This is a genomic window from Pseudomonas sp. p1(2021b) (assembly GCF_020151015.1).
In the GTDB taxonomy this organism is placed as follows: Bacteria; Pseudomonadota; Gammaproteobacteria; order Pseudomonadales; family Pseudomonadaceae; genus Aquipseudomonas; species Aquipseudomonas putida_K.
In genome coordinates this window covers 909,461-933,516 of sequence record NZ_CP083746.1, presented here as the reverse complement: position 1 = coordinate 933,516, position 24,056 = coordinate 909,461, and the positions used below count along the sequence as shown (strand labels likewise).

The following is a 24,056-nucleotide window of genomic DNA, read 5'->3' as shown; positions in this document are numbered from 1 at the left end:
AAAGATCCGACGCCCAGGCGTCGGATTTTTTTGCCCGTTCGCCCGCCATGAAACTCCACCCGTTACCTCTTGCCCCTCCCCGATAGCGCGCTAACATCAATCATCTGGAAAGTTGACATCGCGCGCTCAAGTCACCAGCCACCTCAACCGATACATTGCCACAGGGACCATGAAGGTCCCCTCGCCTGCTGCGGCAACAAGGTCGATAGTGTATCGCCAAGGCTAATGGCAAAATAATGGCACGCGCATGGATTAAGGAAACCCCATTGAAGCTGGAATTTCGGAACAGCTTATCGGTCAAGTTGCTCAGGGTCGTCCTGCTCTCGGCGCTGGCCGTCGGTGTCGTTCTCAGCTGCGCGCAGATCGTCTACGACGCCTACAAGACCCGCCAATCGGTCAACAACGACGCCCAACGCATCCTTGACATGTTCCGCGACCCGTCCACCCAGGCCGTCTACAGCCTGGACCGGGAAATGGGCATGCAGGTCATGGAAGGTTTATTCCAGGACGAGTCCGTGCGCATCGCCTCCATCGGCCACCCCAACGAAACCATGCTGGCGGAAAAGTCCCGCCCGCTGCAGGACACGCCCGTGCGCTGGCTGACCGACCTGATCCTCGGCCAGGAGCGCACCTTCACCACCCAGTTGGTCGGCCGTGGCCCCTACAGCGAATACTACGGCGACCTGAGCATCACCCTGGACACCGCCGACTATGGCGAGGGTTTCCTGGTCAATGCCGTGATCATCTTCATTTCCGGCGTACTGCGCGCGCTGGCCATGGGCCTGGTGCTGTACCTGGTGTACCACTGGCTGCTGACCCGACCGCTGTCGAAGATCATCGAACACCTCACCCAGATCAATCCCGACCGCCCCAGCCAGCACCAGATCCCGTTGCTCAAAGGCCACGAAAAGAACGAACTGGGCCAGTGGGTCAACACTGCCAACCAGTTGCTGGCCTCCATCGAACGCAATACCCACCTGCGCCACGAGGCCGAGAACAGCCTGCAACGCATGGCCCAGTACGACTTCCTCACCGGCCTGCCCAACCGCCAGCAATTGCAACAGCAGCTGGACAAGATCCTCGTCGACGGCGGGCGTCTGCAACGCCGGGTCGCCGTGCTGTGCGTAGGCCTGGACGACTTCAAGGGCATCAACGAACAGTTCACCTACCAGGTCGGTGACCAGCTGCTGTTGGCACTGGCCGACCGCCTGCGCGCCCACAGCGGCCGCCTGGGTGCCCTGGCGCGGCTCGGGGGCGATCAGTTCGCCCTGGTCCAGGCCGACATCGACCAACCCTACGAAGCCGCCGAACTGGCCCAGAGCATCCTCGACGACCTGGAGGTCCCCTTCGCCGTCGACCACCAGCACATTCGCCTGCGCGCCACCATCGGCATCACGCTGTTCCCCGAGGATGGCGACAGCACCGAAAAACTGCTGCAAAAGGCCGAGCAGACCATGACCCTGGCCAAGGCCCGTTCGCGCAATCGCTACCAGTTCTACATCGCCAGCGTGGACAGCGAGATGCGCCGTCGTCGCGAGCTGGAAAAGGACCTGCGCGAAGCCCTGCCACGCAACCAGCTGTACCTGGTGTACCAGCCGCAGATCAGCTATCGCGACCATCGTGTGGTGGGCGTCGAGGCGCTGCTGCGCTGGCAGCACGCGGAGCTGGGCATGGTCCCACCCGACCAGTTCATCCCCCTGGCCGAGCAGAACGGCAGCATCGTCGCCATTGGTGAATGGGTACTCGACCAGGCCTGCCGCCAGTTGCGCGAATGGCATGACCAGGGTTTTACCGAGCTGCGCATGGCGGTCAACCTCTCGACCGTGCAACTGCACCACAGCGAACTGCCGCGGGTGGTCAACAATCTGCTGCAGATCTACCGCCTGCCACCCCGCAGCCTGGAGCTGGAGGTGACCGAGACCGGCCTGATGGAAGACATCAGCACCGCCGCCCAGCACCTGCTGAGCCTGCGCCGCTCCGGGGCACTGATCGCCATCGACGACTTCGGTACCGGCTATTCCTCGCTCAGCTACCTGAAGTCGCTGCCGCTGGACAAGATCAAGATCGACAAGAGTTTCGTCCAGGACCTGCTCGACGACGATGACGACGCCACCATCGTGCGGGCCATCATCCAGCTGGGCAAGAGCCTGGGCATGCAGGTGATCGCCGAGGGCGTGGAGTCGGCCGAGCAGGAGGCGTACATCATCGCCCAGGGTTGCCACGAAGGTCAGGGCTACCACTACAGCAAGCCCTTGAACGCCCGCGAGCTGACCGCCTTCCTCAAACATGCGCAACGCAACCAGGCCACGGTGACGTAGGACCTGGGCCGGCACCAGCATGAAAACGACCCTTCTGCACGAATTACGCGCCGGCCTCTTTACACCAAATGCAAATCTTTCGCATTATGTTGCGGTTTCGTATCCCACAGCACAGTGTCCAACCCCACGACGCAGGAAACCTACAATGATTCGAATGCCTCTGGCCTCCGCCAGTCTGCTGGCCATCGCCATCGCCCTCGCCGGTTGCGGCGAGAGCAAGGATGAAAAGGCGCCCGCAGCGCAAGCACCTGCACCTGCCGCCACCACCGCCGCGGCGCCGGGGGCTGTCGACGAAGCGGCCGGCAAGGCCGTGGTCAAGCATTACGCCGAGATGGTCCATGCCGTCTACAGCGACTCGCTGAGCACCGCCAAGGCCCTGCAGGGCGCGATCGATGCGTTCCTCGCCAAGCCCAACGACGAGACCTTGAAAGCCGCCAAGGAAGCCTGGGCCGCTGCACGCGTACCGTATCTGCAGAGCGAAGTCTTCCGCTTCGGCAATACCATCATCGACGACTGGGAAGGCCAGGTGAACGCATGGCCCCTGGACGAAGGCCTGATCGACTACGTCGACACGAGCTACGAACACGCCCTGGGCAACCCGGCGGCCAGCGCCAACATCATCGCCAACACCGAGATCCAGGTGGGCGAAGAGAAGGTCGACGTCAAGGACATCACGCCTGAGAAGCTGGCCAGCCTGAACGAGCTGGGGGGTTCCGAGGCCAACGTCGCCACCGGCTACCACGCCATCGAATTCCTGCTGTGGGGCCAGGACCTCAACGGTACCGGCCCAGGCGCCGGCAACCGCCCGGCTTCCGACTACCTGGAAGGCGAAGGCGCCACCGGTGGCCACAACGAGCGTCGCCGCGCCTACCTGAAGGCCGTGACCCAGCTGCTGGTCCAGGACTTGGAAGAAATGGTCGGCAACTGGGCACCGAACGTCACCGACAACTACCGCGCCAAGCTCGAGGCCGAGCCTGTGGCCGATGGCCTGCGCAAGATGCTGTTCGGTATGGGCAGCCTGTCTCTGGGCGAGCTGGCCGGCGAGCGCATGAAGGTCTCCCTGGAGGCCAATTCGCCGGAAGACGAACAGGACTGCTTCAGCGACAACACCCACTATTCGCACTTCTACGACGCCAAGGGTATCCGTAACGTCTACCTGGGCGAGTACACCCGCACCGACGGCACCAAGTTGACCGGCCCGAGCTTGTCTTCGCTGGTGGCCAAGGTCGACCCGGCCACCGACGCCACCCTCAAGGCAGACCTGGAAGCCACCGAGGCCAAGATCCAGGTCATGGTCGACCGCGCGCTCAAGGGCGAGCACTACGACCAGCTGATCGCCGCCGACAACGCGGCCGGCAACCAGGTCGTGCGCGACGCCATCGCGTCGCTGGTCAAGCAGACCGGCGCGATCGAGCAGGCCGCCGGCAAGCTGGGTATCGCCAACCTGAACCCGGACACCGCGGATCACGAGTTCTGATCCCACACGTCCGTGTTCGACAGAGGCGGCCTTCCGGCCGCCTTTTTTTGGGGCGTTTTGAGGAGGTGTCAGGGCTGCCAGGTGTTCGTCGTGAAAGGTTCAGCGTTTCGATCTGTGCATCACCTTAAAATCCCAAGGCATGCACCTGGAAGCCCTCACAGTGAGCCACTCGATGGGTGACAGGAATTTCATCCAGCAATTGCAAATTGCTCTTATTCAAACTTCTTCACCCTGCTAAGCTTGCACGCCGGTTTTTTAGCCCATAGCCAGGATCCTCGATGTCCGCGTCGCTGTTCCGACCCTCTCCTTTACTACTGGCCCTTGCCCTGGCCGCCTGTGACGACGCCCCGCGTTTCACCCAGGCCGAGCCCGGCGAAGCCCTTTCCGGCGGCACGGCAACGGTACAACGCAGCGACCGCAACGCCTATTCCCTGCCCTCGGCCAACCTTTCGCCAGAGCGGCGCCTGGACTTCAGTGTCGGCAACAGCTTCTTCCGCAATCCTTGGGTCATCGCGCCGTCCACCACCACCGCCCGTGACGGCCTGGGCCCGCTGTTCAACACCAACGCCTGCCAGAACTGCCACGTGCGCGACGGCCGTGGCCACCCGCCCGAGCCCGATGCCAGCAATGCAGTGTCTATGCTGGTGCGCCTGTCGATCCCGGACCAGCCGCAGTATGTGAAGGAAATCGAACGCCTGGGCGTGGTCCCGGAGCCGGTCTACGGCACCCAGCTACAGGACATGGCCATCCCGGGCGTGGCGCCGGAAGGCAAGGTGCGCGTGACATACACCACCGAGACGGTCACCTTCGAGGACGGCCACCAGGTCGAACTGCGCCGCCCGAAACTGCAGATCACCCAGCTCGGGTACGGGCCCATGCACCCCGACACCCGGTTCTCCGCGCGGGTGGCCCCGCCAATGATCGGCCTGGGCCTGCTCGAGGCCATCCCGGAAGCCGCGATCCTGGCCAACGCCGACCCGCACGACCGTAACGGCGATGGTATCCGAGGCCGCGCCAACCAGGTCTGGGACGACGCGGCCGGCAAGGCCGTGCTCGGCCGTTTCGGCTGGAAGGCCGGCCAGCCCAACGTCAACCAACAGAACGTCCATGCCTTCTCCGGCGACATGGGCCTGACCAGCACCCTGCTGCCCTTCGACGACTGCACCCCGGCCCAGGCGGCCTGCCTGGCCGCGCCCAATGGCGACGGGGCCGATGGCGAGAAGGAAGTCAGCGACAACATCCTGCGCCTGGTCACCTTCTACACCCGCAACCTGGGCGTGCCGGCACGACGCGACGTCGGCGCACCGCAGGTACTGGCCGGCAAGACCCTGTTCTTTCAGGCCGGCTGCCAGGGCTGCCATACCCCGCAGTTCACCACCGCCGCTGACACCCCGGAGCCGGAGCTGGCCAACCAGGTGATCCGCCCCTACAGCGACCTGCTGCTGCACGACATGGGCCCGGGCCTGGCCGACGAGCGCAGCGAATTCAAGGCTTCCGGGCAGGACTGGCGCACCGCGCCGCTCTGGGGCATCGGCCTGAGCGAAACGGTCAGCGGCCACTCCCAGTTCCTCCATGACGGCCGTGCCCGCAACCTGCTCGAGGCCGTGCTCTGGCACGGCGGCGAAGCCCAGGCGGCGCGCAACCATGTACTGACCTTCAATGCCGAGCAACGCGCCGCGTTGCTGGCCTTCCTGAACTCACTTTAAAGCGCAAGGAGCCGGGCATGTTCCGACCCAAACTGTTGTTCACCAGCCTCGCCGCACTCGCCCTCGGTGCCTGTTCGCCACAAGACCCACAGGCCGTGACGTCCGCGGCCATCGCCAAGCAGGTGATCCTGCCGACCTACAGCCGCTGGGTCGAAGCCGACCGCCAGCTGGCCAGCAGCGCCCTGGCCTACTGCGAAGGCAAGACGTCCCTGGAAGCGGCACGCGCCGACTTCCTCAATGCCCAGAAAGCCTGGGCCGAGCTCCAGCCGCTGCTGGTAGGCCCGCTGGCCGAGGGCAACCGCGCCTGGCAGGTACAGTTCTGGCCGGACAAGAAGAACCTGGTGGGCCGCCAGGTCGAGCAACTGGTCGCCGGCGACAAGCCGATCGACGCCGCGGCACTGGGCAAGGCTAGCGTGGTGGTGCGTGGCCTGTCGGCCTACGAATACATCCTGTTCGACAGCAAGCCGGATGTTGCCACCCCGGAACAAAAAGCTCGCTACTGCCCGTTGCTGGTGGCCATCGGCGAACACCAGAAAGCCCTGGCCGAGGAAATCCTCAAGGGCTGGAACAGCACCGACGGCATGCTCTCGCAGATGACCAAGTTCCCCAACCAGCGCTACGCCGACTCCCACGAGGCGATCGCCGACCTGCTGCGTGCCCAGGTCACGGCCCTGGACACCCTGAAGAAGAAGCTCGGTGCCCCCATGGGTCGCCAGAGCAAAGGCATCGCGCAGCCGCTGCAGGCCGAAGCCTGGCGCAGCAGCTCCTCGCTCAAGAGTCTGGAAGCCAGCCTCAAGGCCGCCCAGGCGGTATGGGTAGGCGTCGACAACCAGGGCCTGCGCGGCCTGTTGGGCAAAGACCAGAACGCTCTGGCCGAGAAGATCGACACCGCCTACGCCACGTCGTTGAAACTGCTGGCCGACAACCAGAAGACCCTGGGCGAGCTGCTCGCCGACGACGCTGGCAAGCAGGCCTTGGACAAAATCTACGACAGCCTCAACGCCGTCCACCGCCTGCACGAAGGCGAGCTGGCCAAGGCGTTGAACATCCAGCTGGGCTTCAATGCCAACGACGGTGACTGATCATGTTGCGACGCCAGGCCCTCAAACTCGGTAGCGTGTTGCTCAGCGCCCTGACCCTGGGTGGCTGGAGCCTGCTGCGTAGCAAGGGCAGCGAACCGCTGCTGCTCTCGGCGCGCGATGACGGCGATGGCAAGCATTATGCCGTCGGTTATCGCCTGGACGGCACCCAGGTGTTCGCCACCCAGGTCGCCCAGCGTTGCCACGCCATCATCCACCACCCTGAACGGCCCATCGCCCTGTTCGTCGCCCGCCGCCCCGGCACCGAAAGCTACCTGGTCGACCTGCGTGACGGGCGCCTGTTGCAGACCGTGGCCTCCCAGCCAAACCGGCATTTCTATGGCCATGCGGTGGTCCACAGGGGCGGTGAGTGGCTGTACGCCACCGAGAACGACACCACCGACCCCGGCCGTGGCGTGCTCGGCATCTACCGCTTCGAGGGTGACCGCCTGGTGCACAGCGGCGAGATTTCCACCCACGGCATCGGCCCCCACGAAGTGGCCTGGCTGCCGGACGGCGAAACCCTGGTGGTGGCCAACGGTGGCATCCGCACCGAGGCCGAAAGCCGTGTGGAGATGAACCTCGACGCCATGGAGCCAAGCCTGGTGCTGATGCGCCGCGACGGTACCTTGCTGAGCAAGGAGACCCTGGCCCAGCAGATGAACAGCGTGCGCCACCTGGCCATCGGCAGCGATGGCACCATCGCCGCCTGCCAGCAGTTCATGGGCGATGCCGAGGAAACCGCCGAGCTGCTGGCGATCAAGCGCCCTGGCGAGCCGTTCAAGGCCTTCCCGGTGCCGGAGCGGCAACTGCAGTCGATGGCCCAGTACACCGCCAGCGTGGCCATCCACAGCGACCTGCGCCTGGTCGCGCTGACCGCCCCGCGGGCCAACCGCCTGTTCATCTGGGACCTGGACAACGGTGCCGTGAAGCTGGACGCACCGATGCCCGATTGTGCGGGCGTGGGCGCGGTCAAGGATGGCTTCGTGGTCACTTCCGGCCAGGGGCGTTGCCGCTACTATGATTGCCGCAAGACCGAGCTGGTCGGCCAACCGTTGAACCTGCCGTCCGGGTTCTGGGACAACCACCTGCACCTGGTCTGAGCCATTGGGCTGCTTTGCAGCCCAATGGAATAACCGACCGCCAAGCCGATCCGCCCTTCCCCCTCGTCCAGAAAACAGGCAATACTTCCTTCATCCGCACGTGGGCAGGATCGCCCGTTGTCGTGCCATACGAACAACAACCCTTTTCCAAGGAAGCGGAACTATGCTGCGCCGCCGCATGCTGATCATGTTGGCCGTGGTCCTGCTGATCGTGCTGGCCCTGGGTGGCATCAAGGCGTTCTCGATCTACCAGCAGGTCCAGATGTTCTCCGCCCCGAAACCGCCGGTGAGCGTGGCTGCGGCGTGGGCCGAACAGCGCCAGTGGCAGGAGCGCCTGCCCGCAGTCGGCAGCCTCACGGCCTTGCAGGGCGTGGACCTGAGCCTGGAGGTGGCGGGCACGGTCAAGTCGCTGCACTTCGAGTCCGGGCAGAAGGTCAAGGCCGGCCAGCTGTTGCTGCAACTGGATCACGACCAGGAGACCGCCCTGCTGGGCACCGCGCAGGCCGACTTGGGCCTGGCCAAGGTCGACTTCGGCCGGGGCAGCCAACTGGTCGGCGACTCGGCCATCTCCCGTGGCGAGTTCGACCGCCTCACGGCCCAGTACCGGCGCAATCAGGCGGTCGTCGAGCAATTGAAGGCTTCGCTTGCCAAGAAAAGCATCAGCGCCCCCTTCAGCGGTACCATCGGCATCCGTCAGGTCGACGTGGGCGACTACCTGCCCAGCGGCACCGTCATCGCCACCCTGCAGGACCTTTCCAGCCTGTACGTCGACTTCAACGTGCCCGAACAGGCCCTGCCGCAACTGACGCTCGGCCAGCAGGTGCTGGTACAGGTGGCGGCCTACCCGGGCCAGACCTTCCCAGGCAGCCTCAGCGCCATCAACCCCAAGGTCGACGAGAGCACCCGCAACCTGCTGGTACGTGCGACCCTGGCCAACCCCGACGGCAAGCTGCTGCCCGGCATGTTCGCCAGCCTGCTGGTGCTGCTGCCCAACCCACAGCCACAGGTGGTGGTCCCGGAGAGCGCCATCACCTATACCCTCTACGGCAACTCGGTGTATGTCGTGACCCAGAAGAAAGGCAAGGACGGCCAGGTGGAAAAGAACGCCGATGGCCAGCCGCAGCTGATCGCCGAGCAACGCACGGTCAAGACCGGCGAGCGCCGCGATGGCCTGGTGGTGGTGAGCGAAGGGCTCAAGGCTGGCGAGCAGGTGGTGAGTGCAGGCCAGTTGAAGCTGACCCCAGGCGCCGCCATCCGTATCAGTGCCGACAAGGCGCTCGAGCAGGATGGCCAGGGCGCCGCCGGCGCCGAGTGAGCAGGAGGCAGGCATGGCGTTCACCGACCCGTTCATCCGCCGCCCGGTCCTGGCCAGCGTGGTCAGCCTGTTGATCCTGCTGCTGGGCTTCCAGGCCTGGAGCAAGTTGCAGATCCGCCAGTACCCGCAGATGGAAAACGCGCTGATCACGGTGACCACCGCCTACCCTGGCGCCAATGCCGAGACCATCCAGGGCTACATCACCCAGCCGTTGCAGCAGAGCCTGGCCAGCGCCGACGGCATCGACTACATGACCTCGGTCAGCCGCCAGAACTTCTCGGTGATTTCCGTCTACGCACGCATCGGCGCCGACACCGACCGGCTGTTCACTCAACTGCTGGCCAAGGCCAACGAGGTACGCAACAAGCTGCCCCAGGACGCCGAAGACCCCGTACTGAGCAAGGAAGCGGCCGACGCCTCGGCCCTGATGTACATCAGCTTCTACAGCCAGCAGATGAGCAATCCACAGATCACCGACTACCTGTCGCGGGTGATCCAGCCCAAGCTGGCCACCCTGCCCGGCATGGCCGAGGCCGAGATCCTCGGCAACCAGGTGTTCGCCATGCGCATCTGGCTCGACCCGGTGAAGCTGGCAGGCTTCGGCCTGGCCGCGAGCGATGTGACCGATGCGGTGCGCCGCTACAACTTCCTCTCTGCCGCAGGCGAGGTCAAAGGCGAATATGTGGTCACCAGCATCAACGCCACCACCGAGCTGAAGTCCGCCGAGGCCTTCGCCAAGCTACCGGTCAAGACCGCCGGTGACCGGCGCGTGCTGCTGGGCGACGTGGCACGGGTGGAAATGGGCGCGGAAAACTACGACACGGTCAGCTCCTTCGACGGCACGCCTTCGGTCTACATCGGCATCAAGGCCACCCCGGCGGCCAACCCGCTGGAAGTGATCAAGGAAGTGCGGCGCATCATGCCCACCCTGGAGTCGGAGCTGCCCGCCAACCTCAAGGTCTCCATCGCCTACGACGCCACCTTGTTCATCCAGGCGTCCATCGACGAGGTGATCAAGACCCTCGGCGAGGCGGTGCTGATCGTGATCGTGGTGGTGTTCCTGTTCCTGGGCGCCTTGCGCTCTGTGCTGATTCCGGTGGTGACCATTCCACTGTCGATGATCGGTGTGCTGTTCTTCATGCAGATGATGGGGTATTCGCTGAACCTGCTGACCTTGCTGGCCATGGTGCTGGCCATCGGCCTGGTGGTGGATGACGCCATCGTCGTGGTGGAGAACATCCATCGGCACATCGAGGAAGGCAAGACACCGTTCGAGGCCGCCCTGGAAGGCGCACGGGAAATCGCCATGCCGGTGGTGTCGATGACCATCACCTTGGCGGCCGTGTATGCACCCATCGGCTTCCTCGAAGGCCTGACCGGCGCGCTGTTCAAGGAATTCGCCCTGACCTTGGCGGGCGCCGTGATCATTTCCGGCATCGTCGCCCTGACCCTGTCGCCTATGATGTGCGCCCTGCTGCTGCGCCACGAGCAGAACCCCAGCGGCCTGGCGCATCGTCTGGACGTGCTGTTCGAAGGGCTGAAGGTTCGCTACCAGCGCTTGTTGCACGGCACCCTGGACAGTCGCCCGGTGGTGCTGGTGTTCGCCGTGCTCGTGCTGTGCCTGATCCCGGTGCTGTTGATGTTCACCCACAACGAACTGGCGCCGGACGAAGACCAGGGCGTGATCTTCATGATGAGCAATTCGCCGCAGACAGCCAACCTGGACTACCTCAACGCCTACACCGATGAATTCACACCGCTGTTCAAGACCTTCCCCGAGTACTATTCGTCCTTCCAGATCAACGGCTTCAACGGCGTGCAAAGCGGCATAGGCGGCTTTCTCCTGAAGCCCTGGAACGAGCGCGAACGCACCCAGATGGAGCTGCTGCCGCTGGTGCAGGCCAAACTCGAGGAAATCGGCGGCCTGCAGATCTTCGGCTTCAACCTGCCATCGTTGCCCGGTACCGGCGAAGGCCTGCCGTTCCAGTTCGTGATCAACACCGCCGGCGACTATCCGACGCTGCTGGAGGTGGCCCAACGGGTCAAGGAGCGAGCCCAGGCCTCCGGCAAGTTCGCCTTTCTGGACATCGACCTGGCCTTCGACAAACCGGAGGTGGTGGTGAACATCGACCGGGCCAAGGCCGCGCAGATGGGCGTATCCATGGACGAGCTGGGCGGCACCCTGGCGACGCTGCTGGGCGAAGGGGAAATCAACCGCTTCACCCTCGAAGGGCGCAGCTACAAGGTCATCGCCCAGGTCGAGCGGCCCTACCGGGACAACCCCGGCTGGCTGAACAGCTACTACGTGAAGAACGACCAGGGCCAACTGCTGCCGCTCTCGACCCTGATCAGCGTCAGCGACCGCGCCCGGCCGCGCCAGCTGAACCAGTTCCAGCAGTTGAACTCAGCGATCATCCAAGGCTTCCCGCTGGTCAGCATCGGCGAGGCGCTGCAGACGGTGCAGGCGATCGCCCGCGAGGAAGCGCCGGAAGGCTTTTCCTTCGACTATGCCGGCGCGGCGCGCCAGTTCGTGCAGGAGGGCAGCGCCTTGTGGGTCACCTTCGGCCTGGCGCTGGCGATCATCTTCCTGGTGCTGGCCGCGCAGTTCGAAAGCTTCCGCGACCCGCTGGTGATCCTGGTGACCGTGCCCTTGTCGATCTGCGGCGCGCTATTGCCGTTGTTCCTGGGGGTCTCCAGCATGAATATCTATACCCAGGTGGGCCTGGTGACGCTGATCGGGCTGATCAGTAAGCATGGCATCCTGATCGTCGAGTTCGCCAACCAGTTGCGTGAGGAAAAGGGGTTGGGCGTGCGCGAAGCGATCGAAGAGGCAGCCGCCATTCGCCTGCGCCCGGTGCTGATGACCACCGCAGCGATGGTGTTCGGCATGGTGCCACTGATTCTCGCCACCGGGGCCGGGGCGGTCAGCCGGTTCGATATCGGCATGGTGATCGCCACGGGGATGTCGATCGGGACCTTGTTCACATTGTTCGTGTTGCCATGCATCTACACACTGCTGGCGCACAGGACGGCGGTACACGCCTGAGTGCCTGCTTCGACCCAATCGCCGGCAAGCCGGCTCCCACAAAATGACACTGCTCCTGAGCGGGACGCTTGCTGGACAGCCATGCCAATACCGCCCAGGCTCCGCTTGCTTCGTGGGAGCTGGCGGAGCCTGCGATGGGCCGCAAAGCGGCCCCTTGAGTCTGGAGGGGCTCCACCGTTCGAGGGCTTGGGGCTGCTTTGCAGCCCATCGCAGGCTGTCGCCAGCTCCCACCGAGATTGCGCCGCTCTCAAGACTTGCGAAATCACTGTGAGAGCCGGCTTGCCGGCGATCGGGCCGGAATGAAAACGCCAGGGGCCCGTCGTGGGCCCCTGGCGTTTTCAACCATCACGCGCTCGCTCACCCGAACGGCCGCAGCCCCTGGCGCATGCCGAACAGGAACAACAACAGGTCGTTGTCCGGCTGGACCCTGACCTGCTGCTTCACCTCACGGGGCACCGCGCACAGCCCCCCGACCTCTGCCTTGCTGAACACCGCGGGACGCGGCTCTTCCCAGGCCGCCACCGCCGCGGTGGTCACCGCCAGTGCAGCCAACAGGAACAAAGCTCGAGCGATTTCTAGTTTCATTGCTCTAACCCTTTGACAGCGCTGCCAAACGCCATCTGGTAAAAATAGAGCAGGGTCTGCCAGTGCGCCTCATTGAATGACGAATGGCGCCGCAACTGGCGAAGATCGTTGTAGGCCGCACGTTGGCAGCTGATGCGCCGCCGGCACTTTTCCAGGTCCAGCAGGGCGACTTCGGCCCGGGCCTGTTCTCCTTCGCCGATGACTTTGACGAATACGTGCTTGCCATACAGGCAACCATGCTGCCAGTGCCCCAGGTGCATGCGCGCCAGATTGTCCGCCAGGTCCTTGAGCAGGCGCTCATGCAGCGCTTGCGGGTAACGCTCCACGGCACCCTCGGCATGCCAGGTGTCCAGGTCGACGAAGCCGTCCAGGGCCTCGCTCACCAACAGCGCCCGCCATTGATGGTCGGCGCCTCGTTCAGCGCCAGCGAAGACAATACGCGGTACGCGCACGCCCAATTGTTCGAAGCTGTGCAAGGCGTCCAGCTCACGTAATACCGTCGGCCGGCCGAAGGGATGGCGCAGGCTGCGGTAGATATGCCCGACCTGGCGCTTGGCATACAGCAACTGCCCACCCGCAGCGGTCAAACGTTGCACGCCACTTTCGCCGCCACGGCGCTGATTGGGCGCTTCGACCCATTCACCCTGCTGGCTCCAGTAGAACTCGAACTGGGAAGCTGTATTGCCGGCCACTGCCATGAAACCTACCCCTTTCGTAATACGTATACCCGCCACATGGCGTAGAACGGCAGGAAGTCCAGGCGATCCTGGATACGGAAACCTGCTGTCATAAATTCTTCTTCGATTGTATCAACTGGTAACACAAAACGATTCTGGTAACTGCCCTGCTCCGCCTTGGCGCTGCGACGGCGCTCGAGTTTCTTGCGACGCCATGCCTTGAAATTGCCATCGACCCACAGCGAGAGGATCACGCTGTCGCGACTAACCCGGTGAAACTCGGAGAGAATCGCCTTGCGATGAGCGGCCTCGCCGATGTGATGGAACAGGCGCATGCAGAAGATGCTGTCGACCGCATTGTCCGGCAGTTGGATATCGAAGGCGGAAGTCTGCAAGGGGCGTACCCGCGACACCACGTCTGCCGGCTGCGAGGCACAGGCGGTCTCGATCATTGCAGCGGAGTTGTCGGCACCGATGATCACTCGATTGGGTTTTTCCGCCAGCAGCGGCCAGAAGCGGCCGGCACCGCATGGCAGGTCCAGCACCAGCCCCGGCTCTCCGGCCAAGGCCAGGGCACGGCGCGCCAATTGCTCGTCGCGTTGGTGCGAGAGGCGACGCGCCAGGCCGTCCTGGTGCTTGAGGAAGTACTCCTGGGCGTGCTGCCGGTCGTACTTCTCGGAAAATTCGAGTTTGATGGGGCTACGCATGGTGCTCTCCTGACTCCAAGTGCGCTCACTCTAGGGCGTCAAGCGTTGGAATCAGGTCATGCGAATGTGAAAATTACGTCAGCCCTGCAAGAGGATATTTCCGAAAAATCAACGGGAAACCGGTATCTGGTCACCGGTTTCACTATCTTCGCCAGGGGTTTTCCCCTGGCTCAGGTCCACCTGGAAACGGCAGCCATGGGGCTGGGTTGCCGTCAGGGTGACCCGCCAGCCCTGGTCATCGCAAATCCGCTGCACCAGCGACAACCCCAGGCCCAGGCCTTCACCACGACGCTCGTCACCGCGCACGAAGGGCCGGAACATGGCTTCGCGCTGTTCTTCCGGGATACCCACGCCGCTGTCCTCGACACTGAAGCCGGCGGGCTCCAGGCTCAGACGAATGTAACCGCTGTCGGTGTAATGGGCGGCGTTACGTAGCAGATTGCCCATCACCGATTGCAGGAACGTGGCGTTATAGAGCACCCGACCGGCGCTGATGCGGCCGTCGTAGTAGAGCGTCAGCCCCTTCTGCTCGATGGTGTCGCGCCACACACCGATCAGGTCGTCGGCCACCTCGCTCAAGGTCGCCTGGGAAGCTACCGCGCCTTCGTCGCGCTGGGCCCGGGCGAGCATCAGGAAGGTCTTGACCAACTCGCGCATTTCCTCGGTCGCCCGGGCGATGCGCTCCACCTGGCTGCGCGAACGACTGTCGAGGTTCGGGTTCTCCATCAGCAATTCGCAGGAGGTGGCCAGCACCATCAAGGGCGTGCGCAGTTCATGGCTCACGTCACTGGTGAACAGCCGCTCGCGGGTCAGGGCATCGCGCAGGCGGCCCAAGGTATCGTCGAAGGCCACCGCCAGCTGGCCGACTTCGTCCGCAGCGTAATCGGGGGCCAAGGGCGGCGCCAGGCCCAGTAACTGGTCACGATGGCGCACCTGTCGGGCCAGGCGGATGACCGGCGCCATCACGCGCCTGGCCAGCAACCAGCCAAGGGTCACGGCCAGCACCAGGCTGAGCATGAACCCTACGACCACGACGGCGAACAGCACCCGCTCGCGCTCTTCGAAGTCGCTCTGGTCCTGCAGCAGTACGTAATGGCGACCGTCGACGATCTCCACCATCGCGTGGTAGGACAACTGGTCACGGAACACTTCATGGAAACCCGGCTTCAGATGGCGCAGGTCCTTGGGCAACTCGAAATCGTCGCGGCCTCCGCTGAAGTAGAACAGCTGGTCAGGGCGCGGCCGATGGCTCCAGTCACTGATACTATCCATACGCAGCAGGCGCTGCAGGTCCCCACCGAGCACGGCGGAAATCAGCCGCTCCTCGACCAGGTGCACGGTGGCGACGATACCGAAGGCGAAGGCGCCGGCCACCAGCGCACTCATCAGCGCGAAAGCGATGATGATGCGCTGGGCAAGGCTCTGCTTAAACTCCATCACGGCCCTCGGCGAGGCGATAGCCGACGCCATGGACGGTATGCAGCAGCGGTTTTTCGAACGGCTTGTCGATCACCTGACGCAGTTGGTGGACATGGCTGCGCAGGCTGTCGCTGTCGGGGCAGTCGTCGCCCCACAAGGCTTCTTCGAGCACCTCGCGGCGCAGCACATGGGGGCTCTTCTGCATCAGCACGGCGAGCAGCTTGAGGCCGACCGGGTTGAGCTTGAGCAGGCGCCCCTGGCGGGTGACCTCCAAGGTATCGAGGTCATAACTCAGGTCCGCGACCTGCAGGGTACGGCGGCCGCCCCCCTGGGAGCGGCGTAGCACCGCCTCGATGCGCGCCGCCAGCTCCGACAGGGCGAACGGCTTGAGCAGGTAGTCGTCGGCACCGGAGCGAAAGCCCTGCAGGCGGTCATCGAGCTGATCGCGGGCGGTCAGCATGATCACCGGGGTATCGCGGCGGGCATCCTCGCGCAGACGCTTGCACAGGGTATAGCCGTCGATGCCCGGCAGCATGATGTCGAGCACGATCAGGTCGTAATGCTCGGTGGCGGCCAGGTGCAACCCGGACAGGCCATCCTGGGCGCAGTCGACGGTGTAGCCTTTCATGCCCAGGTAGTCAGCCAGATTGGCGAGAATATCGCGGTTGTCTTCAACCAGTAGAATGCGCATCGGGGTCTCCTGTGCGGCGCTTTCGCTGTGCGCGGCAGGCGCAGCTTAAGGCCATCGTCGGCGCGGCGCCAGTCTTGGGCAACGATCCTTAAGGCTGACGGATTTTTCACTCATCCTTCACGAACCCAGCATAGCGGCTAGCCGACAATGCCCGGCATTTATGCCCCTGGAGCCGTCATGCAGCAAAATCCCCGCCCCCGCCCGCTCAACCTGTGGTTGTACCTGGGCATCCCGCTGGCCACCGCCGTGGCCTTGATCCTGCTGGAATGGACGTCGCTGGACATGGACGTGGCCAAGCTGGCTTTCGACCCGGTCGCCGGCCAGTTCATCGGCCGTCACAGCTACCTGTTGGAAAACATCCTGCACGACCGGGTCAAGCAGGTGGTCATCGGCCTGGGCCTGCTGTCGATCGTCGCCTTCGTGGCCAGCTGCTTCTGGTCACGGCTGTTCGGCTGGCGTCGCGAGCTGGGCTGCCTGGTATTGTCGCTGGCGTTGTCCACCGCCTTCGTCACCCCGCTCAAGGCCGCGACCGAGGTGCAGTGCCCGTGGAGCCTGAGCCAATTCGGTGGCAAGGAGACCTACAGCAAACTGCTCGAACACCGCCCGGCCACAGACAAGCCCGGGCGCTGCTGGCCTGGCGGCCATGCGGCGACCGGTTTCAGCCTGTTCGCCCTGTTCTTCGTCCTGCGCGACCGGCGCCCACGCCTGGCGCGCGCCGCCTTCGTGCTGGCGTTCACCACCGGCACGGTACTGTCGATCGGGCGCATGCTGCAGGGCGCGCATTTCTTGTCGCACAACCTGTGGACAGCGGTGTTCTGCTGGATGATCGGGCTGGGGTGCTATTACCTGGTGCTGTATCGCCGGGGAGCCGTGACGGTGCCCGAAGCGCAACGTAGCGTTGCCTGAATGAACGGGGGCGCTTTGCGCCCCTTTCGCGGCACAAGGCCGCTCCTACAAAAAAGCGCACTTTCCTGTAGGAGCGGCCTTGTGCCGCGAAAAACCGCAACAAAAAGCCCCGCACAAGGCGGGGCTTTTTGTTACAGCAGGGGTAAGGCTGGCTTACATCATGCCGCCCATGCCACCCATGCCGCCCATGTCTGGCATGCCGCCAGCTGCTGGCTTGTCTTCCGGCAGGTCGGCAACCATCGCTTCGGTGGTGATCATCAGACCGCCGATCGAAGCTGCGGCTTGCAGGGCCGAACGGGTGACCTTGGCTGGGTCCAGGATACCCATCTCGATCATGTCGCCGTATTCGCCGGTAGCAGCGTTGTAGCCGTAGTTGCCCGAACCTTGCTTGACCTTGTCAGCGACAACGCTTGGCTCGTCGCCGGCGTTGGCAGTGATCTGACGCAGCGGGGCTTCGACCGAGCGACGCAGCAGCGCGATACCGACGTTCTGGTCTTCGTTCTCGCCCTTGAGGTCGGCAACGGCTTGCAGGGCGCGCACCAGGGCAACACCACCGCCAGGCACCACGCCTTCTTCGACGGCTGCACGGGTAGCGTGCAGGGCGTCTTCGACGCGAGCCTTCTTCTCTTTCATTTCGACTTCGGTGCCAGCACCGACCTTGATCACGGCAACACCGCCAGCCAGCTTGGCCAGACGCTCTTGCAGCTTCTCACGGTCGTAGTCCGAGGAAGTCTCTTCGATCTGGGCACGGATCTGCTTGACGCGTGCTTCGATGTCGGCATCGGAACCGGCGCCGTCGATGATGGTGGTGTTTTCCTTGGACAGGATGACGCGCTTGGCGTTACCCAGGTGCTCCAGGGTGGTGGTTTCCAGGGTCAGGCCGATTTCCTCGGAGATGACCTGGCCGCCAGTCAGGGTGGCGATGTCCTGCAGCATGGCCTTGCGGCGGTCGCCGAAGCCAGGTGCCTTGACAGCAGCGACCTTGACGATGCCGCGCATGTTGTTGACCACCAGGGTGGCCAGGGCTTCGCCTTCGACGTCCTCGGCAACGATCAGCAGCGGACGGCCGGCCTTGGCAACGGCTTCCAGAACAGGCAGCAGCTCGCGGATGTTGGAGATCTTCTTGTCGACCAGCAGCAGCAGCGGGCTTTCCAGCTCGGCAACCATGGTGTCCGGCTTGTTGATGAAGTACGGCGACAGGTAGCCACGGTCGAACTGCATGCCCTCGACGACGGACAGTTCGTTTTCCAGGCCCGAGCCTTCTTCAACGGTGATCACGCCTTCTTTACCGACTTTTTCCATGGCTTCGGCGATGATTTCACCGATGGAGGTGTCGGAGTTGGCGGAGATGGTACCTACCTGGGCGATGGCCTTGGAGTCGGCGCATGGCTTGGACAGGTTCTTCAGCTCGGCGACGATGGCGGCGGTGGCCTTGTCGATACCGCGCTTGAGGTCCATCGGGTTCATGCCGGCAGCAACGGCCTTCAGGCCTTCGTTGACGATGGCCTGGGCCAGGACGGTAGCGGTGGTGGTGCCGTCACCGGCAGCGTCGTTGGCCTTGGAAGCGACTTCCTTGACCAGCTGGGCGCCCATGTTCTCGAAGGCGTCCTTCAGCTCGATTTCCTTGGCGACGGAAACACCGTCCTTGGTGATGGTCGGCGCGCCGAAGCTCTTGGCCAGGACCACGTTGCGGCCTTTCGGGCCCAGGGTCGCTTTTACGGCGTCAGCCAGAACGTTGACACCAACCAGCATTTTCTTACGAGCGGAATCGCCGAATTTTACGTCTTTAGCAGCCATGATCGTTTATTCCTTGAAAAATCTTTGGAGTAACGGGAAGTCGGGGAAATCAGCCTTCGATGACGGCCAGGATTTCGTTTTCAGCCATGACCAGCAGGTCTTCGCCATCGACTTTCACGGTGTTGCTGCCCGAGTAAGGGCCGAAAACCACTTTGTCACCCACTTTCACGGCCAGCGCGCGTACTTCGCCGTTGTCCAGGATGCGACCGGTGCCGACGGCGACGACTTCGCCGCGGTTTGGTTTTTCAGCGGCCGAACCCGGCAGGACGATACCGCCAGCGGTTTTCGATTCTTCTTCGCTGCGACGGATGACGACGCGGTCATGCAGAGGACGAAGCTTCATTGTCGATCTCTCCCAAATTGTGGTTTTCATCGGCCGGTGTCGATACCGGCGGGTTGATACGGTCCGGCGTTGCCGGTCGGGGCTCGCCCGGGCGAACCCCGTATATATGTCTGGTGTTGCCACCAGAAACCTTGCGGTGACCCATACATGTGGTCGGCGAAATCAATTACAAGGCTTGGTACGTAAAAATTTTTTCAGGCGAAAAAACTGGGCCGCTTCGCGCCCCTTTCACGGCACAAGGCCGCTCCTACATGAACACGCTTGCCTCTGTAGGAGCGGCCTTGTGCCGCGAACGGGGCGCGAAGCGGCCCCAGCAGAATTACTTGTCGCGACGTTCGTACTCGCCCTCGATCACATTCGGGCGATGACCACCGTCACGCGGCTGCGCCTGGAACGGGTCGTCCTGGAAGGCGCGTTGGCGCATGGCCTGGGCTTCGGCGCGTTGGCGCATCTTGCGTGCGGCCAGGTGACGGGTGAACGGCAACAGGCACAGCAGGCCCAGCACGTCACTGATGAAGCCGGGCAGCAACAGCAGGCCGCCACCGACGGCCAGCATCATGCCCTGGAACATGTCCTCGGCGGGCAGTTCGCCGCGCTGCAGGCTTTCACGGGCACGCAGGGCGGTCGCGAGGCCTGCCACGCGCATTACCAGCACACCCAGGGCGGAACCGGCGATGATCAGCAGCAGCGCCGGAAAGAAACCGATGGCGGCGCTGACCTTGACGAAGACGAACAGCTCCAGCACCGGAAAAATCAGGAACAGCAGTAGAAAGGCACGCATTCAAGGGATCCTCGGCGGAAGAAAACCTTCCAGTAAGACCATCAGATGGATGCGTCTGCGCCTGTTTTCAACCCTCGACCTTCGCCGCAACCGGCCATTGGTCGGCGCGGGCCAGCAAAACCAAGGCTTCGCGAACCTGTATCGGGGTGTTGCAAACACTGGGAAACGCCAGCCAGTGAATACCCTGGCCGATCCGCAAGTGCATGCCCTCGCTGTCGATGCCCACCAGTTGCGCCGGCGCCGTGCGCGGCAGGTTGGTGAGCTCGACGTAGTGGGCGATGGCATTGGCATGGTCGTTGTTCATGTGCTCGATCATGCTCGCCTCGACTTGGCCGGCGAAGGGGTTGGCCAGGGTCACCTGGTCGAGCCAGTGGATCGCGCCGAAGCCGCCGATGTAGCGGTGGCGAGCCGGCTCCAGGACCCAGAAGTCGAAATCGTGCGCCTTGTGGTAGTTCGCCGCATCCGGGAAGTAGCGGTAGTAGCGCTCGGCCGCCGCCTCGATGGCGGCTTCGTCGGTGAGCTTGCGGGCCTGCGCCATGATCGTCAGCCGCCCCACGGCCTGGACATCTTCGGCATCGCGCTCGCCCACCAGCAGCGAGCACTTGGCGTCCTTCTGCAGGTTATGGGTGTGCTGGGCGATACGGCTGATCAGGATCAGCGGGTGGCCATCGCCGTCCAGGCAGTACGGCACCACCGAACCGAAGGGGAAACCGGGCATGGACTTGGAGTGGGTCGAAAGGACGCCACGGTATTCCTTGAGCAGCAGTTCCCGGGCGGGGCGGATGGCATTGTTACTCACGAAGCGCGCTCCTGGGCGGCGGACTGGATGCGGACAAGATAAGCATTATCACTGCCCACTGCCAATCGCTGCCTTGTCACACCCGTTGCAGGCGCGAGTCACCTTGTGCCCTACCAGGTCACCCCGAAGCCGGCGGTGTAACGGGTCTTGTCCAGGTCGCTGTCCCGGGTTCCGCTGATGATGTCTTTCTCCGCCTTGAGGTTGAGCGAGGCCCATTCGGTGACCTTGTAGCGCAGGCCCGCCTCGGCATCCAGCGAGTAATCCGCCACGCCACCCAGAGGCTTGCCGAATTCGCCATTGGTGAAGATCTCGACGCTCTTGCCGATCAGGTAGCGGTTGTAGTCCCACTTCAGCGCCGCGGAATAGAAGTTGTCCTTGCCACCGTCCCGGTATTCGAAGTCGGTGCGGTTGATCAGCGAACCGAGGGAGAACGCCCCCAGCTCGTCGTCCCAGAACTGGTAGCCCGGGCCCGTACCGACGGTGCGCTGGCGCGCCAGGTCCTCGATGTGGTCGCGCTTGTATTCCATGCGCCCCTGCCAGAACCACTGGTCGGTGATGAAACGGTCCAGGGCGTATTCAGCGCTCCAGTTGTTGGTGGTGGTGACGTCGTCCTTGGTCTCGCGGTTGTATTCGCCTTCGGCATTGTGCCGCCAGCGACCATGGCGCGCGGTGGTCTTGAAGCTGACGTCGTAGTCGTCGGTATCGTTCTCGGCGCGCTTGTAGTCCATGGCTACATCGACATTGCCCTTCCACAGGAAGTCCTCGACCAGTGGCCTGGGCTTCATGATCTGTTCGATGCTCGCCAGGTCCACGGTCTTGGGCGCCTCGCCATTGGCCAGGGTCACCTTGCCCGGCTCGGCAGCCTTGAGCGACTTGGTCTTCTCGCCGTTGTAGGCGTCCTGCTTGACCAGCAGTTCCTGGTCGCTTTCCAGGGTCTGCACTTCTTTCCAGTCCAGGGCGATGGAACCGCCATACGGGGTTTCCAGCAACAACTTGCCGCCATCGAAGACCTTGATCTTGCCGCTGAGCCTGTCGCCGTTCTTCATCCACACGGTGTCGGCGAGCGCCGGCGCGCAGAGTGAAGCGGCAAGGATGCATAGCAGGGTTCTAGAATACATAAGCTGACTACGGGTTCGATTTACCAAAAAAAGCCGGGCATTATCCAGATCACCACGACCAGAGCAAGGACAGACCCAGACCATGCCGTTGAGTTCCACTCTCATTTACCCCGACCGCCGGTCCGCTTTCATCCACAGGCCAGGGCTGCAGTGATGCCGGCGCCCCCTTCTGGGCCAGCGGAAGATGCCGAAGGCCGACGAATGGCGCTTTATTCGGTACTGGGCCAGATTCCCCCCGGCAAGGTCGTCAGCTATGGCCAGCTGGCCGAGCTGGCCGGCCTGGGGCGTGCAGCCCGCTGGGTCGGGCGCACCCTCGGGCAGCTCCCGGTGGACACCCGCCTGCCGTGGCACCGAGTGGTGGGTGCAGGCGGCCGCCTGAGCCTGGCGCTGGGCACGCCATCGGGGGATGAACAGCGTGCTCGCCTGCGTGCAGAAGGCGTTGCAGTCGTGAACAATCGCGTCGATATGTCGCGTCATGGCTGGCGTCCGATGGAGCACAGCGGTTAGAGTGCGCGCTTTGTTTTCGCAAATGTTGAGGCAGATGTTGGCCCATGCCCCGTAAAACCTGGCGCGCTGCGCTCGCTGCCTATGCCAGCCCGTCGACCTTGGTGCTTTTGCTGCTTGGATTCGCTGCCGGCCTGCCCTACATGCTGGTGTTTTCGACGCTTTCCGTATGGCTTCGGGAAGCGGGTGTCGCACGCGAGACCATCGGCTATGCCAGCCTGATCGGCCTTGCCTACGCGTTCAAATGGGTCTGGTCGCCGCTGCTGGATCAATGGCGCCTGCCGGTGCTCGGTCGTCTTGGCCGGCGCCGCTCCTGGCTGTTGCTGTCGCAGGCCCTGGTCGTGGTCGGCCTGGTCGGCATGGGCTTGTGCGATCCACAGAAACACCTGTCCTGGCTGATCGCCCTGGCCGTGCTGGTGGCCTTCGCCTCGGCGACCCAGGACATCGCCGTGGATGCCTACCGCCTGGAAATCGCCGATGACCAGCGCCAGGCCGCCCTGGCTGCCAGCTACATGGCCGGCTACCGTGTCGCGGCCCTGCTCGCCACGGCCGGTGCGCTGTTCTTCGCCGAATGGTTCGGCTCCACCGGCTTCAGCTACCTGCACAAGGCCTGGACCGGCACCTATGTGCTGTTCGGCGTACTGATGCTACCTGCGGTGTTCACCACCCTGGTGATGCGCGAGCCGCCCGTGCCGATGCGCACCCAGCTGTCGGCTGCGCGCTACGGCCTGGTCCATCAGCTGGCCTCGGTGTTCGTGCTGATCATTCTGCTGGTGTCGGTGCCGGCGAGCTTCACGCAGATGTTCAATACCGGCTGGTCCAGCGTGATTGCCGGTGATGCGACCATGCTCGACCTGCTGCTCGAGGATCGTGCCTTCCTGCGCCTGATCCTCTATGTGCTGCTGACCTGGGCTTGCCTGTCCTCCCTGGGCCGAAGAGGCCTGGCGCCGGTGTTGACGCCGGTCAACGACTTCATCCTGCGTTATCGCTGGCAGGCGTTGCTGCTGCTCGGGCTGATCGCTACCTATCGCATGTCCGACACCGTGATGGGCGTGATGGCCAATGTGTTCTACATCGACCAGGGCTTCACCAAGGACCAGATCGCCAGCGTCAGCAAGATCTTCGGGCTGGTCATGACACTGGTCGGCGCCGGGGCTGGCGGCCTGCTGATCGTGCGCTTCGGCATCCTGCCGATCCTGTTCATCGGTGGCGCAGCCTCGGCGGCGACCAACATTCTGTTCCTGATGCTGGCCGACATGGGCCCGAACCTGGAAATGCTGGTGGTCACCATCTCCCTCGACAACTTCAGCTCGGGCCTTGCCACTTCGGCATTCGTGGCCTACCTGTCGAGCCTGACCAACCTGAAGTTCTCGGCCACCCAGTACGCACTGCTCAGCTCGATCATGCTGCTGCTGCCGCGTCTGATCGGCGGTTACTCAGGGGTGCTGGTGGAGAAGTTCGGCTACCACGATTTCTTCCTGATCACCGCTCTGCTGGGCGTACCGACGCTGATCCTGATCGCCCTGCACTGGCACCAGGAGGCCGGGCGTGGCAAGCCGGCGCCTGTGGATAATTCCGCGGCCGAGCGGCCTTGAGCTCTGGGGGCTGCGGTGCAGCCCACGCGGGACAAGCCCGCACCTATAGAAGGGTGAGGTCCCTGTAGGAGCGGGCTTGCCCCGCGAAAC

20 protein-coding genes are annotated in these 24,056 nt (G+C 63.8%); 10 read left to right on the top strand and 10 right to left on the bottom strand.

From position 1 onward, the window contains the following. The first annotated feature begins 266 nt into the window (after positions 1 to 266). The 7 genes from K8374_RS04380 to K8374_RS04350 all read left to right on the top strand — a co-directional run bounded on the left by K8374_RS04380 (position 267) and on the right by K8374_RS04350 (position 12,044). Positions 267 to 2,318 carry a putative bifunctional diguanylate cyclase/phosphodiesterase gene (locus K8374_RS04380; protein ID WP_224458060.1) on the top strand — a complete coding sequence of 684 codons (2,052 nt, stop codon included), beginning with the start codon at positions 267 to 269 and terminating at the stop codon, positions 2,316 to 2,318. A gap of 145 nt (positions 2,319 to 2,463) precedes the next feature. Next, the gene (locus tag K8374_RS04375; protein ID WP_224458059.1) at positions 2,464 to 3,795 is read left to right on the top strand and encodes an imelysin family protein; all 1,332 of its coding nucleotides are present in this window, start codon (positions 2,464 to 2,466) and stop codon (positions 3,793 to 3,795) included. Positions 3,796 to 4,073: 278 nt separating this feature from the next. Beyond that, positions 4,074 to 5,501, top strand: a complete 1,428-nt coding sequence (locus K8374_RS04370; protein WP_224458058.1) for a di-heme oxidoredictase family protein — start codon at positions 4,074 to 4,076, stop codon at positions 5,499 to 5,501. 17 nt (positions 5,502 to 5,518) lie between these two features. Continuing rightward, on the top strand, positions 5,519 to 6,583 hold the full coding sequence (locus K8374_RS04365; protein WP_224458057.1) for an imelysin family protein: 1,065 nt from the start codon (positions 5,519 to 5,521) through the stop codon (positions 6,581 to 6,583). A gap of 2 nt (positions 6,584 to 6,585) precedes the next feature. Beyond that, the gene (locus tag K8374_RS04360) at positions 6,586 to 7,683 is read left to right on the top strand and encodes a DUF1513 domain-containing protein (protein ID WP_224458056.1); all 1,098 of its coding nucleotides are present in this window, start codon (positions 6,586 to 6,588) and stop codon (positions 7,681 to 7,683) included. Between the two features lie 163 nt (positions 7,684 to 7,846). Continuing rightward, a complete protein-coding gene (locus K8374_RS04355; RefSeq protein ID WP_224458055.1) occupies positions 7,847 to 8,998 on the top strand; it encodes an efflux RND transporter periplasmic adaptor subunit in 1,152 nt (383 codons plus the stop codon). 13 nt (positions 8,999 to 9,011) lie between these two features. Next, a complete protein-coding gene (locus tag K8374_RS04350) occupies positions 9,012 to 12,044 on the top strand; it encodes a multidrug efflux RND transporter permease subunit (RefSeq protein WP_224458054.1) in 3,033 nt (1,010 codons plus the stop codon). A gap of 357 nt (positions 12,045 to 12,401) precedes the next feature. On the opposite strand, the gene K8374_RS04345 is transcribed toward K8374_RS04350, so the two are convergent. The 5 genes from K8374_RS04345 to colR all read right to left on the bottom strand — a co-directional run bounded on the left by K8374_RS04345 (position 12,402) and on the right by colR (position 16,123). Continuing rightward, positions 12,402 to 12,629, bottom strand: a complete 228-nt coding sequence (locus K8374_RS04345; protein ID WP_084855811.1) for a hypothetical protein — start codon at positions 12,627 to 12,629, stop codon at positions 12,402 to 12,404. Continuing rightward, positions 12,626 to 13,327 carry a lipopolysaccharide kinase InaA family protein gene (locus K8374_RS04340; protein ID WP_224458053.1) on the bottom strand — a complete coding sequence of 234 codons (702 nt, stop codon included), beginning with the start codon at positions 13,325 to 13,327 and terminating at the stop codon, positions 12,626 to 12,628. The genes K8374_RS04345 and K8374_RS04340 overlap by 4 nt, the downstream gene beginning before the upstream one ends. Positions 13,328 to 13,332: 5 nt before the next feature. Further along, positions 13,333 to 14,013 carry a class I SAM-dependent methyltransferase gene (locus K8374_RS04335; RefSeq protein WP_224458052.1) on the bottom strand — a complete coding sequence of 227 codons (681 nt, stop codon included), beginning with the start codon at positions 14,011 to 14,013 and terminating at the stop codon, positions 13,333 to 13,335. Positions 14,014 to 14,121: 108 nt separating this feature from the next. Beyond that, positions 14,122 to 15,450, bottom strand: coding sequence for a sensor histidine kinase (locus K8374_RS04330; RefSeq protein ID WP_224458051.1), 1,329 nt, complete (start codon positions 15,448 to 15,450; stop codon positions 14,122 to 14,124). Continuing rightward, positions 15,440 to 16,123 (bottom strand): two-component system response regulator ColR, encoded by a 684-nt coding sequence (colR, locus tag K8374_RS04325; RefSeq protein WP_043213544.1) that lies wholly within the window; start codon positions 16,121 to 16,123, stop codon positions 15,440 to 15,442. Before colR ends, K8374_RS04330 begins: the two co-directional genes overlap by 11 nt. A 177-nt stretch (positions 16,124 to 16,300) precedes the next feature. Here colR and K8374_RS04320 point away from each other — a divergent pair, with 177 nt between their 5' ends. Next, the gene (locus K8374_RS04320; protein WP_224458050.1) at positions 16,301 to 17,029 is read left to right on the top strand and encodes a phosphatase PAP2 family protein; all 729 of its coding nucleotides are present in this window, start codon (positions 16,301 to 16,303) and stop codon (positions 17,027 to 17,029) included. A 153-nt stretch (positions 17,030 to 17,182) separates the two neighbouring features. Here K8374_RS04320 and groL read toward each other — a convergent pair whose 3' ends face one another. From groL to K8374_RS04295, 5 genes are all read right to left on the bottom strand, one after another. After that, the gene (gene groL / locus K8374_RS04315; protein ID WP_084855806.1) at positions 17,183 to 18,826 is read right to left on the bottom strand and encodes a chaperonin GroEL; all 1,644 of its coding nucleotides are present in this window, start codon (positions 18,824 to 18,826) and stop codon (positions 17,183 to 17,185) included. Positions 18,827 to 18,875: 49 nt separating this feature from the next. Then, complete coding sequence (locus K8374_RS04310; RefSeq protein ID WP_003260750.1) at positions 18,876 to 19,169, bottom strand: co-chaperone GroES; 294 nt, start codon at positions 19,167 to 19,169, stop codon at positions 18,876 to 18,878. Positions 19,170 to 19,488: 319 nt separating this feature from the next. Then, entirely contained in the window at positions 19,489 to 19,950 is a 462-nt protein-coding gene (locus K8374_RS04305) for an FxsA family protein (RefSeq protein ID WP_084855805.1), read from the bottom strand. 67 nt (positions 19,951 to 20,017) lie between these two features. Beyond that, positions 20,018 to 20,749: a HugZ family protein gene (locus K8374_RS04300; RefSeq protein WP_224458049.1), complete on the bottom strand. Its 732-nt coding sequence runs from the start codon at positions 20,747 to 20,749 to the stop codon at positions 20,018 to 20,020. Between the two features lie 110 nt (positions 20,750 to 20,859). Continuing rightward, positions 20,860 to 21,867, bottom strand: a complete 1,008-nt coding sequence (locus K8374_RS04295) for a DUF481 domain-containing protein (RefSeq protein ID WP_224458048.1) — start codon at positions 21,865 to 21,867, stop codon at positions 20,860 to 20,862. A gap of 153 nt (positions 21,868 to 22,020) precedes the next feature. Between K8374_RS04295 and K8374_RS04290 the strand changes: the two genes are divergently transcribed. Next, on the top strand, positions 22,021 to 22,374 hold the full coding sequence (locus K8374_RS04290) for an MGMT family protein (RefSeq protein WP_224458047.1): 354 nt from the start codon (positions 22,021 to 22,023) through the stop codon (positions 22,372 to 22,374). Positions 22,375 to 22,418: 44 nt separating this feature from the next. Then, positions 22,419 to 23,966 (top strand): AmpG family muropeptide MFS transporter, encoded by a 1,548-nt coding sequence (locus K8374_RS04285; RefSeq protein WP_224458046.1) that lies wholly within the window; start codon positions 22,419 to 22,421, stop codon positions 23,964 to 23,966. The last annotated feature ends 90 nt before the right edge of the window (positions 23,967 to 24,056 follow it).

Excerpts from the sequence above, each read along its gene's own strand:
- K8374_RS04345 (WP_084855811.1), bottom strand. The coding sequence starts at position 12,629 with ATGAAACTAGAAATCGCTCGAGCTTTGTTCCTGTTGGCTGCACTGGCG.
- K8374_RS04295 (WP_224458048.1), bottom strand. The coding sequence starts at position 21,867 with ATGTATTCTAGAACCCTGCTATGCATCCTTGCCGCTTCACTCTGCGCG.
- K8374_RS04365 (WP_224458057.1), top strand. The coding sequence starts at position 5,519 with ATGTTCCGACCCAAACTGTTGTTCACCAGCCTCGCCGCACTCGCCCTC.
- K8374_RS04370 (WP_224458058.1), top strand. The coding sequence starts at position 4,074 with ATGTCCGCGTCGCTGTTCCGACCCTCTCCTTTACTACTGGCCCTTGCC.
- K8374_RS04290 (WP_224458047.1), top strand. The coding sequence starts at position 22,021 with ATGCCGGCGCCCCCTTCTGGGCCAGCGGAAGATGCCGAAGGCCGACGA.
- K8374_RS04360 (WP_224458056.1), top strand. The coding sequence starts at position 6,586 with ATGTTGCGACGCCAGGCCCTCAAACTCGGTAGCGTGTTGCTCAGCGCC.
- K8374_RS04335 (WP_224458052.1), bottom strand. The coding sequence starts at position 14,013 with ATGCGTAGCCCCATCAAACTCGAATTTTCCGAGAAGTACGACCGGCAG.
- colR (WP_043213544.1), bottom strand. The coding sequence starts at position 16,123 with ATGCGCATTCTACTGGTTGAAGACAACCGCGATATTCTCGCCAATCTG.
- K8374_RS04330 (WP_224458051.1), bottom strand. The coding sequence starts at position 15,450 with ATGGAGTTTAAGCAGAGCCTTGCCCAGCGCATCATCATCGCTTTCGCG.
- K8374_RS04340 (WP_224458053.1), bottom strand. The coding sequence starts at position 13,327 with ATGGCAGTGGCCGGCAATACAGCTTCCCAGTTCGAGTTCTACTGGAGC.
- K8374_RS04375 (WP_224458059.1), top strand. The coding sequence starts at position 2,464 with ATGATTCGAATGCCTCTGGCCTCCGCCAGTCTGCTGGCCATCGCCATC.
- K8374_RS04305 (WP_084855805.1), bottom strand. The coding sequence starts at position 19,950 with ATGCGTGCCTTTCTACTGCTGTTCCTGATTTTTCCGGTGCTGGAGCTG.
- K8374_RS04310 (WP_003260750.1), bottom strand. The coding sequence starts at position 19,169 with ATGAAGCTTCGTCCTCTGCATGACCGCGTCGTCATCCGTCGCAGCGAA.
- K8374_RS04350 (WP_224458054.1), top strand. The coding sequence starts at position 9,012 with ATGGCGTTCACCGACCCGTTCATCCGCCGCCCGGTCCTGGCCAGCGTG.
- groL (WP_084855806.1), bottom strand. The coding sequence starts at position 18,826 with ATGGCTGCTAAAGACGTAAAATTCGGCGATTCCGCTCGTAAGAAAATG.
- K8374_RS04285 (WP_224458046.1), top strand. The coding sequence starts at position 22,419 with ATGCCCCGTAAAACCTGGCGCGCTGCGCTCGCTGCCTATGCCAGCCCG.
- K8374_RS04320 (WP_224458050.1), top strand. The coding sequence starts at position 16,301 with ATGCAGCAAAATCCCCGCCCCCGCCCGCTCAACCTGTGGTTGTACCTG.
- K8374_RS04355 (WP_224458055.1), top strand. The coding sequence starts at position 7,847 with ATGCTGCGCCGCCGCATGCTGATCATGTTGGCCGTGGTCCTGCTGATC.